Genomic DNA, 14,241 nt, shown 5'->3' on the forward strand with positions numbered 1-14,241 from the left:
AGGTCGGGAACGAAGCCCGTCAGGTCACCGCGCGCCGGGCCAGCGCGCCGCGCGAACGGGTCACCAGGGCGGCGAGGAGCGCGGCGCCGAGCGGGACGGCGACGATCAGGCCGGCCAGCGTCTCCCAGGGGATGACGATCGGCAGGTCGGGCGGGGTCAGGTCGGTGTTCCAGCCCTCGGCGAAGCTCTGCTCGTAGGCGCGGATCTGCTCGCGCTCCTCGGTGAGCCGGAGCCCGATGGCGGGCAGCAGTCCGGCGGCCGAGCCGAGGATCACGCCCATCGCGGCGACGACTCCGCACTGGAAGCCGCTGAGCGTGCGGCGGACCCGGGGCGGGGCGCCCACGGCGGCGAGCGTCCTCAGATCGGCCTCGGCGTCGGCCTGGGCGAGTCCGGTGGCGATGCCGGCGGCACCGATGGTGACCAGGCCCGCGAAGACGACCAGCGAGAGCAGGACGATGCCGTAGTCGTTGACGAACCCTTCTTCCAGATGGACTTCGACGTTGCCGCCGAGCTTGGCGAGGTCGCTGTCGAGCTTCTGGCGCTGCTCGGAGTCCGGGAGCCGGTCGGTGCTGACGTACAGGCCCAGCGGAACCGTGGAGAGACCGGCGGCCTTCGCGGTGGCCGGGGTCATGAGGGCCTGGAGGCCGTAGGTCTTCTTGTCGCCGGGCACCAGGTAGGCGGGCAGGGAGCTGACCTCGCCGGGGACGGGACGGCCTTCCTCGGAGGCCTTGTCGGCGGCGGCGATGTCGGTGATCTGCTTGATCCCGACGGTGCCGTCCTTGCCGACCAGGGCGCGGTTGAAGGCGACGATCCTGCCGTCGGCGAGGGCCTTCACGGTCGCGGGGTCGTCGACGCCGAGGACCTGGAGCAGCTTGGCGTCACCGATGAGCAGACCGCCGTCGGAGACGTACATGCCGCTGCTGGCGGAGTCCTTGCAGCGCCAGTCCTCGGTGAGCAGCTTCCGCCGCTGCTCGGGCGTGTACTTCTCCGAGGCGTCGCCGCCGCCCGGGACGGTCGCGTACAGCGGGCACTCGTTCGCCGGGGGGACGACGACCTCGTAGCGGCCGCAGCCCTCCCCGCCCCAGGGCGGGCAGCCGGGCTTGCCGACCGAGATGCGCCCGACGTCGGCGCGGACGTCGACGGGGAAGTTCCGCTGGACGGCCTCGCGGACGGCGGGGACGTCCCGGCCGCCCTCCTCCTGGACGAAGACGGAGGCGACGCCGTACGGCAGCGTGGCCTCGTAGCCGGCCCTGTTCTGGGCCTCGCGGCCGGCCATGTACGTGGTGACGGCGACCGTGCCGGCGACGGCGGCGAGGACGGCGGCGACGGCGGGCGCCGTACGGCCCCGGTTGCGGACGGCGTCCCGCAGCGCGAGGCGCGGGGAGAGCGGAAGCCAGCGACCGGTCCGCCCGAACAGGCCCACCAGGGCGGGGGTCATGGCGACGACACCGAGCTCGGCGAGGGCGGAGCCGGCCGCCACGAGGGTGACCTGTTCGGAGAACATCGAGCCGAAGAGGGCGATCGCGCCGCCGACGAGGAGGGCCGTGAGACCGATCAGGGGCAGCACGCGGCTGCTGCGGCGGATCCCGCGCCGGCCGGTGAGCGAGGCGAGGACGGTCTGCCGGGAGGCGGTGACGGCCGGGACGATCGCGGCGAGCAGACCGGTCAGGACCGCGAGCAGGGCGATGCCGAGCAGTTCGAGCGGCCGGACGTCGAAGGCCCCGAAGCGCTGGCTCATGGTGTCCTCCAGGACCGGCTGCAGCGCCAGCGTCAGGACCACGGCGAGGACGATGCCGATGACGGCGGCCGCGACGCCGATGACCAGACCGCCGCTCAGCACGATCGCCCGGATGTGACTGCGGGCACCGCCGTTGGCACCGACCAGGCCGAGCTGACGCCGCGAGCGTCGGGCGCCGACCGCGAAGGCGGGCCCGGCGAGGAGGCAGATCTCCAGCATCGCCAGGCCGACGACGGTGGCGAGGGAGGCGAGTTCGGCCGCCCCGGGCCCCGGGCCGGCCCCGTCACCGCCCCAGCCGTCCTTCTGGTTGAGCGGGACCTCGGACGCGGCGGGCGGGTCGAGCACCACGGCGCGCGAGACGACGGAGACGCCCTTGGCGTTGATCTTCTTGACGCTGTTCCACGTGAAACCACCGGACTTGCGCACCAGGTACGTGACGGAGGTGTCGGGCGCGGGCAGACCGGCCTTCTCGACCGCCTTCGCGTACGGGGCGAGGAAGGCGCCGGGCAGCGCGTTCACCTGATCCGTGGTGAGCGAGTCGGGAAGTTCGTAGGAGCCGACGATCCGGTACGGGCGATCGAAATTGCGGGCGGAAAGGGTCGAGCCGATCGACAGACCGCTCGTCTCCAGGAAGTGCGAGGTCGCCATGACCTCGTCGCTCTTCTCCGGGAAACGCCCCTCCAGAAGCGTCATGATGCCGTGGGCGATCGGATCGGACGCCTTGAGCTCACGCACCTCGGCCCCGAGCAGACCGTGGGTCGTCGTCAGCTTCGCCGAACCGAGGGCGTCCGTGAGGACGGTGGCCCCGGCGGGGATGGTCTTGGCGACATCGGTGGGGCCGCTCGGCCACGGCCCGTCCTCGTAGTCCTTGGCCGGCGTGGACATCTCGCCGGTCGGGTCCTGGAAGATCGGGACGCCGCCGACCTGGGCGTCCCTGAAGCGTGCGTCGGCCGCGCCGATCGTCCGCTCCAGCTGTTCGGCGGGCGACAGTTCGGAGCTGCGGTAGGTCAGATCGAGGGCGCTGACACCCAGGATGGGCAGCGCGATCATCGCGAGGACGAGGGCGCTGCGGCCCTTGGAGCGCCAGGCGTCGCGGCGGGCTATGCGGATCGCGGCCCGCCAGGAGTGGAACCAGGTCTTCACGCGTCGGCCACCTGACCCGAGAGGAGCGAATCGGCCTCGCTGCGCACGGTCTGGTCGACGATGGCGCCGTCCCGCAGGAACACGACCCGGTCGGCCCAGGCGGCGAACCGCGGCTCGTGGGTGACGAGGACACCGGCGGCGCCCGCGTCGCAGCGGGAGCGGAGCAGGGCGAGCACGGACTCGCCGGTCTCGGAGTCCAGGGCGCCGGTCGGTTCGTCGGCGAGGACGAGGCGGCGGTCGCCGACGAGGGCGCGGGCGATGGCGACGCGCTGCTGCTGGCCGCCGGACATCTCGTCGGGGAAGCGGTCGGCGAGGTGGCCGAGGCCCATCTCCTCCAGGGCGGCGACGGCCTCGACGCGCGCCTTGCGGGCGGAGGTCCCGTCCAGCTCGCGGGGCAGGGCGACGTTCTCGGCGGCGGTCAGGGCCGGGATGAGGTTGTAGTCCTGGAAGACGTAACCGATGCTGCGGCGGCGCAGGGCCGCGAGTTCCTTGACGCTCGCGGCGGTGATGTCGGTGTCCTCGACGATCACCCGGCCCGAGCTGGGGGTGTCCAGGCCGCCGGCGATGGTGAGCAGCGTGGACTTGCCCGAGCCCGATGGGCCCATGACGGCGACGAGTTCGCCGGGATAGACGGCGAGGTCGATGCCGCGCAGGGCGTGCACCTCGGTGGCGCCCGCGCCGTGGACGCGGGTCAGGTTCTGCAGTTGCAGCACGGGCTGCTGTGTCGACATGGAGGGGTCCCCCCGTTGGCCGTACGCGGCGGTCGGGCCGGGTACGGGAGCGTGCGGTGGAAGGTGGTGTCGCGTCGGCGGTACGGGCGGGGCGCGGGAGTGCGGCCGACGCGCTCCGGGCGTACCGGTGGTCGAAGGGCGCTAGGAGGCCGGAGCGCCCGGCCCGGCCGGGGCGCCGGAGGCCGCCGGGGCAGCCGGGGTGTTCGAGACCGCCGGGGCGGTCGGGGCGGTCGGCGTGCTCGGGGCCGTCGGGCCCACGGGCGCGGTCACCGGGCTCCCCGCGGCCGCCGCCGTCGCCGACAGGCGGATCAGCCGGGACTCGCAGTGGTCCAGCCAGCGGGCCTCCGCCTCGGTCTGGAAGATCAGCTGCTCCAGGACGAGCAGCCAGGCCACGTCGTCCCGCTCCCGGGCCCCGCCGCCCTCGACGGCGAGCAGGGCCCGCGCCTTGAGCCGGGTGTAGTCCTGCATCGCCTTCACGGTGTGCCGGCGCTGGGACTGGATGACGTCGCGGATGTCGACGCCGGGCGCGCCCACGGCCATGGCGAGCTTGATGGCCAGCTCGTCGCGGGCGGGGCTGGTGCGGTCCACCGGCTTCTCGAACCAGGTCCTGAGCTCGGCGCGGCCGCTATCGGTGATCGCGTAGAGCGTGTGCCCGGCCGCGTCCTCGCCGCCCTGGGCGACCATGCCGTCGCGTTCGAGCCGGTTGAGGGTCGTGTAGACCTGGCCGACGTTGAGCGGCCAGGTGGAGCCGGTGCGGGACTCGAACTCCGTACGGAGCTGGGAGCCGTAGCGAGGGCCGCGTTCGAGAAGGGCGAGGAGCCCGTGGCGGATCGACATACTCAGTATGTATACCGGGTATGTCGCGACGGACAACCGACCTGAGAGGGAAGCGGGAGGTCCGACTCAAGGGGGACCCCGGCGGTCCCGGCGGGGTCAGCGGCGGCGCATCCGGAGCCCGAGGAAGCCGATCCCGAAGCCCATCAGGGCCAGCCCCACGCCCAGGGTGAGCACGGGAATCCGCTGGTCGCCGAGGGTGGTCGCGGTCTCGTCGGCCAGTCCGGGTGCCGCGGCGGGCAGGCTGGCGGGCGCGGCCTCCGGCGGCAGCGGATCCCCCTCGCGTACCAGCCCGTCCGTCTCCTCCGCGGCGTCGTGCTCGCGCGAGCTTGTAGCGGTTTCGGTACGAGAGGGGCGGGGCGACGGTGCCTTGGCGCTCGCCGGGGCGGAGGACTCGGCGGACTCGGGGCGCCCCGGGCGGGACTTCCCCTCGCCCGCGGGCCGCCCCGCGAGGGAGGCGGAACGGCTGGGGGCGGGGGCGTCGGAGGGCTCGGCGCTCGGCGTGGGCGTCGCGGACGGCGCCCCCGTCCCGGTGGGCGCGGGCGCCGGGGAGACGGGCGCGCGGGTTCCCCCGTCGCCGCTCGGAGGAGCCGCCGGGGAGGTGGACGGGGAAGCGGACGGAAAGGCGGACGGGGAGGGGGAGTCCGGTGAGGCGGTCGAGGAGGGCGTGGCGGAGGGCGGGCCCGCCACCGGGCCTGCCACCGGGGCCGGGGCCGGGGCCGCCACCGGCATCGCAGCCGCTGCCGGGGCCCCCACCGGAGCCGCGGCCGCCACCGCCCCCGGGGCCATGCCGCCCACGGAGACGCCGGGAGGCCGCGCCACGTCGCCCACGGACGTGCCGGGAGGCCGGGCCGCGCTGCCCATCGGGGTGCCGGGGTCCTGCGCCGCGTACGCGAGGGGCGTGGCGTACAGGGCGCAGGTGAACGCGCAGGTGAGCGCGGGGCGCAGAGCCCGCGCGCGTGCTCTGCGGAGTGCTGGAGTCACCGGGTGACCCCCTCCCGTACCGAGGCGCGGAGTCGTTCGACTCAGCGTCACATGCCCGATTCGTTCCGGCATCCGGGACGGGGCCGGGGGGCGTACGGCGGCTCCGGGACTACTGCGGCGGGTTGCCCGTCGAGATCTTCAGGGTGAACTCGGCGTCCTCGTCGGTGATGTCCTGACCGGCCGGCGGGTACTGCTCCAGGACCGTGCCTTCGCCGTACGTGGCCTCGTCCACCGGGGTCTGGGTCATGATCTTCCAGCCCGCCGCCTGCACGCACGCCTTCACCGACTGGATGTTCTTGTAGGTGAAGTTCGGGACCTCGAACTTGGACGGGTCGTCGCTCGACTCCGAAGGCTGCGTGCACTTCTTGGTGTCGATGGTCTTGGTCAGGTCGGGGCCCTTGTGGCCGGGCGCCGCCGACTGGCTCTCCTGCGTCTGCGTGCCGCCGGTGCCGCCCGCCTGCGGGTCCTCGTCCTTGTTCATGTTGAGCGCGACGAGCAGGCCGCCGATCGCGAGCAGCGCGACGGCGATCGCGCCGACGAGGACCGGCGTGTTCCTGCGGGAGCCCGAGCCGCCGGACGCGACGGGAGCGGGCATGGGCGCCGGCGTCGGGGCGTACGGCGCGGGGGCCGGGGTGGGGGCGTACGGCGCGGGCGTCGGCGCCTGCTGCGGGTAGCCGTACGCCGGGGCGGGCGCGGGGGTCGCGGGGCCGTACGGGCCGGGCTGCGGCGTCGGCGGCAGGTAGGGCTGCTGCACGCCGGGGTGCGGGGTCGGCGGCGGGGTCTGGCCGACGGGCGGGAAGACCGCCGAGCTGACGCCCGCGCCGCTGCTGACCGGGCCGCCCTGGACGATCATCGGCGCGCCGGTCTGGCCTGCCGCCAGGACCCGCAGGCACTCGTCGCGCATCGCGGCCGCGCTCGGGAACCGCTCGTTCGGGTTCTTCCGCAGCGCGCGGGCGACGAGCGCGTCCATCGCCGGCGTCACCGAGCGGTTGACGGAGGACGGGGCGACCGGCTCCTCCTGCACGTGCGCGTAGGCGATGGCCAGCGGCGAGTCGGCGTCGAAGGGGAGGCGGCCCGTCAGCAGCTGGAAGAGCATGATGCCGACCGAATAAAGGTCGGAGCGGGCGTCCACCGCGCGGCCGAGGGCCTGCTCGGGGGAGAGGTACTGGGGGGTGCCGACGACCATGCCGGTCTGCGTCATCGAGGTGACCCCGGACTGCATGGCCCGCGCGATGCCGAAGTCCATGACCTTGACCACACCGCGCTTGGTGGTCATCACGTTGCCCGGCTTGATGTCACGGTGGACCAGGCCCATCTCGTGGCTGACCTCGAGCGCGGCCAGCACGTCGGCCGTGACCTTCAGCGCCTTGTCGGCCGGCATCGCGCCGTACTGCTGGACGTCCGCGGCGAGGACCGAGCCGAGCGGCTGCCCCTCCACGTACTCCATGACGATGTACGGCATGACGGCGCCGTCGAGGGTGTCCTCGCCGGTGTCGAAGACCGAGACGATGTTCGTGTGCGACAGCTTCGCGACGGCCTGCGCCTCGCGCCGGAACCGCTCCCGGAAGGACTGCTCCCGGCCGAGCTCCGTGTGCAGCGTCTTGATGGCGACCTGCCGGTCGAGGGCGCTGTCGTAGGCCAGGTAGACCGACGCCATGCCGCCCTCGCCGAGAAGGTCACGCAGCTGGTACCGGCCGCCCGCGACCGAACCGCCCGCATAGCGGCCCTGTGCGCCGTCCTGGCTCATCTGTGCTTCCCCCTACGCGCGCGTGGCGGCGTTGATCCGGAATTTCCTGGCGCAAGTCTGCCGCAGGGCAGTGACACGTCAAGCCGGGCCTCGGTTCGGTGCCCGTTCCGTGACACTCCGCACAGGAAGCGTTTCCGCGGGGGCGGGGGAAACACGTCGAATTTGCACAGGCGTACGTCGAGGAGGTTGGATGGCCGGTCCATCTCGGACCGTGGTGTCGTACGGAGCCTGTAGCGTGACGACTGGACACGGCACGACAGACGACGGCGAGGACTGATGGCACCCGAATCCGGAGCAGGTGGCGGTGTGCCGGACGCGTCGGCGGAATCGTGGGGCGAGGGCGGCGTCGTCGGCGACGGCCGCTACCGCCTGACGCACCGTCTGGGGCGGGGCGGCATGGCGGAGGTCTTCGCCGCCGAGGACGTACGGCTCGGCCGCACCGTGGCCGTCAAGCTGCTGCGCGCCGACCTCGCCGAGGACCCGGTCTCCAAGGCCCGCTTCACCCGCGAGGCGCAGTCCGTCGCCGGGCTCAACCACCACGCGATCGTCGCCGTGTACGACTCCGGCGAGGACCTCGTCGGCGGCCGGCCCGTGCCGTACATCGTGATGGAGCTGGTCGAGGGCCGCACCATCCGCGACCTGCTGCTCAGCGCCGAGGCCCCGGGCCCCGAGCAGGCGCTCATCATCGTCTCCGGCGTCCTGGAGGCGCTGGCCTACTCGCACCAGCACGGCATCGTGCACCGCGACATCAAGCCGGCGAACGTGATCATCACGAACACCGGCGCGGTGAAGGTCATGGACTTCGGCATCGCGCGCGCCCTGCACGGCGCGCAGTCGACGATGACCCAGACCGGCATGGTCATGGGCACCCCGCAGTACCTCTCCCCCGAACAGGCCCTCGGCAAGGCGGTCGACCACCGCTCCGACCTGTACGCCACGGGCTGCCTGCTCTACGAACTCCTCGCGCTGCGGCCCCCCTTCACCGGCGAGACCCCGCTGTCCGTCGTGTACCAGCACGTCCAGGACGCCCCCGTCCCGCCGTCCGAGGTGACGGGATCCGTGCCGCCGGAGCTCGACGGCCTGGTGATGCGCTCGCTCGCGAAGGACCCGGACGACCGGTTCCAGAGCGCCGAGGAGATGCGCGGGCTCATCCAGTACGCCCTCCAGATGCTCCAGCAGCAGGGCGGCTACACCGGCGCGTGGAACACCGGGCCGGTCGAGATGTACGAGGGCGGGCACACCCCGGTCGGCGGCATGGCCGCGACGACCGCGATGGGCCACCCCATGCACGGCGAGACCGCCCAGGGCCCGATCCTGCCGCCGTTGAACCCGAACGACGGCGGATACGACGGCGGCGGCTACGGCCAGGACGGGTACGCCACCCAGAACGGCGGCAGGGGCGGCCGGGGCAAGATGTGGCTGTTCGCCGTACTCGCGCTGGTCGCGGTCGTCGCGGGTGTCGCGTACGCGCTCGACAAGGCGGGCGGCCCGGGTGACGACGTGAAGTCGCCGACGAACACCGTCAGCACCTCCCCGTCGACCGTCTCCGAGGAGCCCACCGCCTCGGAGGAGCCCACCCAGGACCCCACCCAGGACTCGGGCACGTCGACCGGCGAGACGCAGCAGCCGTGGAACCCGCCGACGACGTACGAGCCGACCGGGCCCACGGGCACGCCGTCGACCGACACGCCGACGCAGCCGACGACCACGCCCCCGACCAGGCCGACGGACGGGCCGACGGACCCGACGGGCGAGCCGACGACCGAGCCCCCGACGGAGCCGACCGGCGAGCCGACCGACGACTCCTCCGGCGGCGGCGGCGACCCGGACACCCCGCCGACGGGCGCGGGCACCGCGACCGGCTGACGAGGCCGCCGCGCGGTCGGTCCGGTCGGCACGGCGCCTGTGCGGCGCCTGCGTCGCTCCTGCTCCGCGTCTTCGCCGCGCCTGTGACACGCCTGCGTCACGCCTTCGCCGCGCCTTCGTCGTGCTCAGCCGGCGAAGGCGTCGCGGACCGCCGCGTACTCGCGCGTCCACCAGACCGCCAGGGCCGACACCGCGGGGAACTGCGGGTCGGCCCGCCGGTCGTGCAGCTGGTAGCGCCAGCGCAGGGTCCAGAAGTCGTTGAGCCGCTCCCACCACACCCGGTGCGCTGCGGCGGCCAGCTCGGCGCCGTCCGCGCCCGTCGCCCGCCGGTACGCGCGCGCGTACGCCCGCACCTTCTCCAAGGCCAGCTCCCCCTCCGGGCGTACGAAGAAGATCGCGGCGGCCCTGACCGCCTCCTCGGCCCTGGGACGGACCCCGAGCCGGTCCCAGTCGACGATCGCGGCGGGCTCCGCGCCCCGGTACAGCAGGTTCAGCGGGTGGAAGTCCCCGTGCACCCAGCCGGCGGCGGAGGCGGGCGGCGGCCGGTGGTGGGCGTGCTGCGCGAGCAGCCTGCGCCGCTCCCTGAGCCGGTGCTCGGCGAGCGCGTCGAAGCTGTCGCGGGGGCGGTGCGCGCGGGCCAGGCGGAGCAGTTCCTCGATGGCCCGGAAGGTGTCCTCGGGACGGGCGCTCTCGTGCTCGCCGCCCGGCGGCGGGGACTCCATGACCTGCTCCAGGCAGGTGTGGACACGGCCGAGGAGGGTGCCGAGGCGGCGGGAGCAGCCGGTGGAGAGCTGGGCGCCGTCGCGGTGGCGGCCGTCGATCCAGGGGTGCAGGGCGTAGCAGTGGCCGCCGACGAGGGCGACCGTGCGGCCCCGGCTGTCGGGGAGCGGCGGCGCCACGGGCAGGCCGAGGGCGTGTAAGCGCTGGGTGGCGCGGTGCTGGCGGGTGATGGTGGCCCGGTCCGAGGTGGGGGCGTCCAGGTGCTGCTTGAGGAAGTACGCCCCGCGGGTGGTGGAGAGCCGGTAGCCGCGGTTGAGCAGGCCCTCGGTCACGGGGACGCAGGAGAGGGGCTCACCCACGTCGGTGTAGCGGCGCAGGAGGGGGCGGAGGGGCGGAGCGTGGGGTACAGATGAGCGCGGCACTCCGCAGATGTTAGATCACGCTGCGTGGTGGATGCGTCGCTCCACGGAACGGGGGTGGGGGCGGGCCTCGGGACGGGTCCCGGGGTGGGCTTGGGGGCGCTCCTCGGCACCGGCTTGGGGACGGGCCCCGGACGCGGTTTGGAGGCGCTCCTCGGGACGGGCCTCGGCACGGGCTTGGAGGCGCTCCTCGGGACGGGCCTCGGGGTGGGCTTGGAGACGGTCCTCGGCGCCGCCCTCGGCGCCGTCCCCGGCGCCGCCCCCGAAATCGGCCCCGGAGGGCCTCTCGGGGGCCTTTCCGGCCGGCTCCCGCGCCGGACCCTCCACGAGTCCCCCAGTAGGCCCCCCGACAGGCCCTCCGGCCTGTGTACCGGCCCCCGCGCGGCCGCTGTAGTCGAGTTCGTGGAGCGTCACGAACTGGGGCTCGATCCGCAGGAACACCGGGGTGAAGGGCTCTCCGTCCACCCGTACGGGCTCGGGGCCGAAGGCCGCCCGCTCCTCCGGCGTCGGCTCGACGATCTCGGCCGTGCCCGTGAACTGCACGGACCAGATGTGCTCGGCGCCGGAGTCGCAGTTGTCCGCGCCGTACGCGACCACGCTGCCGTTGCAGGCGCGGTGGTAGCCGAGGCCCCGGTGCATCCGGAGCAGGACGCGGCCGTCGGCCACGACGTGGCGGGCGGGGGCGACGAACGGCATCGCCCGCATGCTCGTCGCCAGCCGGCCGTACGACACGCGGCTGAGGAGCTCGATGGCGCGGATCTCGTCGGTGGACATGGTCTCCACTCTCCGTCACCGGCGCCGTGCCGGAAAAGGGGCCCCTGCCCCGGTTCGAGGGGGCCGTAGGTCCCGGGGGCTGGCCACCGGCCCCGCCGGGGGCGGGGCCGGTGGGCGTCAGTGACGTTCGGCCTGGAGCCGGGCCACGTACGCCGCCGCCTGCGAGCGCCGCTCCATGCCCAGCTTCGACAGCAGGCTGGAGACGTAGTTCTTGATGGTCTTCTCCGCGAGGTGGAGCCGCTCGCCGATGACCCGGTTGGTCAGGCCCTCGCCGATCAGGTCCAGGATCTTGCGCTCCTGGTCCGTCAGGGAGGCGAGCCTCTCGTCGCCCTTCGGGGTGTTGCCGTCGCGCAGCCGCTCCAGGACCCGGGCGGTGGCCACCGGGTCGAGCAGCGACCTGCCGGCGGCGACGTCCCGCACCGCGCTCAGCAGCTCGTTGCCGCGGATCGCCTTGAGGACGTAGCCCGAGGCCCCGGCCATGATCGCGTCGAAGAGCGCCTCGTCGTCCGCGTACGAGGTCAGCATCAGGCACTTGACCGAATCGTCCTGCGAGCGGACCTCCCGGCACACCTCCACCCCGCTGCCGTCGGGCAGCCGGACGTCGAGCATCGCGACGTCGGGGCGGGTCGCGGGGATCCTGACCAGCGCGTCCGCCGCCGTCCCGGCCTCGCCGACCACCTCGATGTCGTCCTCCACGGAGAGCAACTCGTGGACCCCGCGCCGTACGACTTCGTGGTCGTCCAGCAGAAATACCCGGATTTTTCCTTCTTCGCGCACGCGGTCAGTCTCACATATTGGGTCTTCCGGCGCCCGGGGTGCGCGGGATAACGTGCCGGGTGTTCCGACGACGGCGTCGGGCCGTTGTCCATGCTCTGACCAGGGATGAGTCCCCCTTTTCTCGATTTACTTGGAAATCCAAGCAAAATCGCAGGTCAAGTGGGGTTTCGCGGGAATGCCGCGTAATGGGTAACGTGCCTATGACGGCGCTCGCCGGGGCACCTTTCACGCCCGACTCCGGCCGCGTCGCACCCACCCCGTGCGAAGGTACGGACAAGGCGGAGCCGCACTGGCCTCACCGGCGAACCCGGGGGCCGGACCGACGGAGGAGCACGCACGTGACCGTGGAGAGCACTGCCGCGCGCAAGACGACGCGACGCAGCAGCGGCACCAAGCGCACCGCAAGCGCGAGCACGAGCACCACCAAGAAGGCGACGGCCGCCACGGCCTCGGAGCCCGAGCTCGTTCAGCTGCTGACGCCCGAGGGGGAGCGCGTCCAGCACCCCGACTACGACATCGATCTGAGCGCCGAGGAACTGCGCGGTCTGTACCGCGACATGGTCCTCACCCGACGCTTCGACGCCGAGGCGACCGCCCTGCAGCGTCAGGGCGAGCTGGGCCTGTGGGCCTCGCTGCTCGGCCAGGAGGCCGCCCAGATCGGTTCGGGCCGGGCCCTGCGCGACGACGACTACGTCTTCCCGACCTACCGCGAGCACGGCGTCGCCTGGTGCCGCGGGGTCGACCCGACGAACCTGCTGGGAATGTTCCGCGGTGTGAACAACGGCGGCTGGGACCCCAACAGCAACAATTTCCACCTGTACACGATCGTCCTCGGCTCGCAGACCCTGCACGCCACCGGCTATGCCATGGGCATCGCCAAGGACGGCGCGGACTCCGCCGTGCTCGCCTACTTCGGTGACGGCGCCTCCAGCCAGGGCGACGTCAACGAGTCGTTCGTCTTCTCCGCGGTCTACAACGCTCCGGTCGTGTTCTTCTGCCAGAACAACCAGTGGGCCATTTCCGAGCCCATCGAGAAGCAGACCCGCGTCCCGCTCTACCAGCGCGCCGCCGGTTTCGGCTTCCCCGGCGTCCGCGTCGACGGCAACGACGTCCTCGCCTGCCTGGCCGTGACCCGGTCCGCCCTGGAGCGCGCCCGCCGCGGTGAGGGCCCGACGCTCATCGAGGCGTTCACCTACCGGATGGCCGCCCACACCACCTCCGACGACCCGACCCGCTACCGCCGGGACGCGGAGCGCGAGGAGTGGGAGGCCAAGGACCCGATCCAGCGCCTCAAGACGTACATGGAGAACGAGGGCCACGCCGACGCGGCCTTCTTCGAGGAGCTGGAGACGGAGAGCGAGGCGCTCGGCAAGCACGTCCGCGAGGTCGTCCGCGCCATGCCCGTCCCGGAGCACATGGCGATGTTCGACAACGTGTACGCGGACGGGCACGCGCTCGTCGACGAGGAGCGTGCGCAGTTCGCCGCCTACCAGGCGTCCTTCGAGGGCGGAGAGGCCGAGTAATCATGGCTGTTCAGAAGCTTCCCCTGGCGAAGGCGCTCAACGAGTCGCTGCGCAAGGCCCTGGAGACCGACCCCAAGGTCCTGATCATGGGCCTGGACGTCGGCAAGCTCGGCGGTGTCTTCCGGATCACCGACGGTCTGCAGAAGGACTTCGGCGAGGACCGGGTCATCGACACCCCGCTCGCCGAGTCCGGCATCGTCGGCACCGCGATCGGTCTCGCGCTGCGCGGCTACCGGCCGGTCGTGGAGATCCAGTTCGACGGCTTCGTCTTCCCGGCGTACGACCAGATCGTGTCCCAGCTGGCGAAGATGCGGGCCCGTTCGCTCGGCACGGTGAAGATGCCGATCGTCATCCGCATCCCGTACGGCGGCGGCATCGGTGCCGTCGAGCACCACTCCGAGTCCCCCGAGTCGCTCTTCGCGCACGTCGCGGGCCTCAAGGTCGTCACCCCGGCGAACTCCTCCGACGCCTACTGGATGCTCCAGCAGGCGATCCAGAGCGACGACCCGGTCATCTTCTTCGAGCCCAAGCGCCGCTACTGGGACAAGGGCGAGCTCGACACCGAGGCCATCCCCGGCGAGCTGCACAAGGCCCGGGTCGCCCGCGAGGGCACGGACCTCACCCTCCTCGCCTACGGCCCGATGGTGAAGACCTGCCTGGAGGCGGCCGCGGCCGCCGCCGAGGAGGGCAAGTCGATCGAGGTCGTGGACCTGCGCTCGATCTCCCCCCTCGACTTCGACACCGTCCAGGCCTCGGTCGAGAAGACCCGCCGCCTGGTCGTCGTCCACGAGGCGCCGGTGTTCTTCGGCTCCGGCGCGGAGATCGCCGCCCGGATCACCGAGCGCTGCTTCTACCACCTGGAGGCCCCCGTCCTGCGGGTCGGCGGCTACCACGCGCCGTACCCGCCGGCGCGCCTGGAGGAGGAGTACCTGCCGGGCCTGGACCGCGTGCTCGACGCCGTCGACCGCTCGCTGGCGTACTGAGG

10 protein-coding genes and 1 pseudogene are annotated in these 14,241 nt (G+C 73.0%); 3 read left to right on the plus strand and 8 right to left on the minus strand.

Annotated elements, in window-relative coordinates:
• Positions 1-19 precede the first annotated feature (19 nt).
• From ACIGW4_RS04620 to ACIGW4_RS04640, 5 genes are all read right to left on the minus strand, one after another.
• Positions 20-2,881, minus strand: coding sequence for an FtsX-like permease family protein (locus ACIGW4_RS04620; RefSeq protein WP_399578445.1), 2,862 nt, complete (start codon positions 2,879-2,881; stop codon positions 20-22).
• The gene (locus ACIGW4_RS04625; RefSeq protein ID WP_123453474.1) at positions 2,878-3,612 is read right to left on the minus strand and encodes an ABC transporter ATP-binding protein; all 735 of its coding nucleotides are present in this window, start codon (positions 3,610-3,612) and stop codon (positions 2,878-2,880) included. The genes ACIGW4_RS04620 and ACIGW4_RS04625 overlap by 4 nt, the downstream gene beginning before the upstream one ends.
• Before the next feature lie 141 nt (positions 3,613-3,753).
• A complete protein-coding gene (locus ACIGW4_RS04630; RefSeq protein ID WP_399578447.1) occupies positions 3,754-4,449 on the minus strand; it encodes a PadR family transcriptional regulator in 696 nt (231 codons plus the stop codon).
• 96 nt (positions 4,450-4,545) lie between these two features.
• On the minus strand, positions 4,546-5,430 hold the full coding sequence (locus ACIGW4_RS04635) for a hypothetical protein (protein ID WP_399578450.1): 885 nt from the start codon (positions 5,428-5,430) through the stop codon (positions 4,546-4,548).
• 109 nt (positions 5,431-5,539) lie between these two features.
• On the minus strand, positions 5,540-7,177 hold the full coding sequence (locus tag ACIGW4_RS04640; RefSeq protein ID WP_398708054.1) for a protein kinase: 1,638 nt from the start codon (positions 7,175-7,177) through the stop codon (positions 5,540-5,542).
• Between the two features lie 276 nt (positions 7,178-7,453).
• On the opposite strand from ACIGW4_RS04640, the gene ACIGW4_RS04645 reads away from it, so the two are divergent.
• Positions 7,454-9,043: a protein kinase gene (locus ACIGW4_RS04645; protein WP_399578452.1), complete on the plus strand. Its 1,590-nt coding sequence runs from the start codon at positions 7,454-7,456 to the stop codon at positions 9,041-9,043.
• A gap of 125 nt (positions 9,044-9,168) precedes the next feature.
• Here the strand turns inward: ACIGW4_RS04645 and ACIGW4_RS04650 are convergent, their stop codons facing one another.
• The 3 genes and pseudogenes from ACIGW4_RS04650 to ACIGW4_RS04660 all read right to left on the minus strand — a co-directional run bounded on the left by ACIGW4_RS04650 (position 9,169) and on the right by ACIGW4_RS04660 (position 11,733).
• Positions 9,169-10,185: a phosphotransferase gene (locus ACIGW4_RS04650; protein WP_123453464.1), complete on the minus strand. Its 1,017-nt coding sequence runs from the start codon at positions 10,183-10,185 to the stop codon at positions 9,169-9,171.
• Between the two features lie 387 nt (positions 10,186-10,572).
• Positions 10,573-10,956: pseudogene (locus ACIGW4_RS04655) on the minus strand (pyridoxamine 5'-phosphate oxidase family protein); the annotation flags it as partial.
• Between the two features lie 117 nt (positions 10,957-11,073).
• Positions 11,074-11,733, minus strand: coding sequence for a response regulator (locus ACIGW4_RS04660; RefSeq protein ID WP_399578454.1), 660 nt, complete (start codon positions 11,731-11,733; stop codon positions 11,074-11,076).
• 338 nt (positions 11,734-12,071) lie between these two features.
• On the opposite strand from ACIGW4_RS04660, the gene pdhA reads away from it, so the two are divergent.
• Together pdhA and ACIGW4_RS04670 are read left to right on the plus strand one after the other, a co-directional pair.
• Entirely contained in the window at positions 12,072-13,256 is a 1,185-nt protein-coding gene (gene pdhA / locus ACIGW4_RS04665; RefSeq protein ID WP_359586694.1) for a pyruvate dehydrogenase (acetyl-transferring) E1 component subunit alpha, read from the plus strand.
• Between the two features lie 2 nt (positions 13,257-13,258).
• Complete coding sequence (locus ACIGW4_RS04670; protein ID WP_359586695.1) at positions 13,259-14,239, plus strand: alpha-ketoacid dehydrogenase subunit beta; 981 nt, start codon at positions 13,259-13,261, stop codon at positions 14,237-14,239.
• Positions 14,240-14,241: the final 2 nt, after the last annotated feature.

Origin of the sequence: Streptomyces sp. NPDC053513, assembly GCF_044544765.1 — a bacterium.
Lineage (GTDB): Bacteria > Actinomycetota > Actinomycetes > Streptomycetales > Streptomycetaceae > Streptomyces > Streptomyces litmocidini.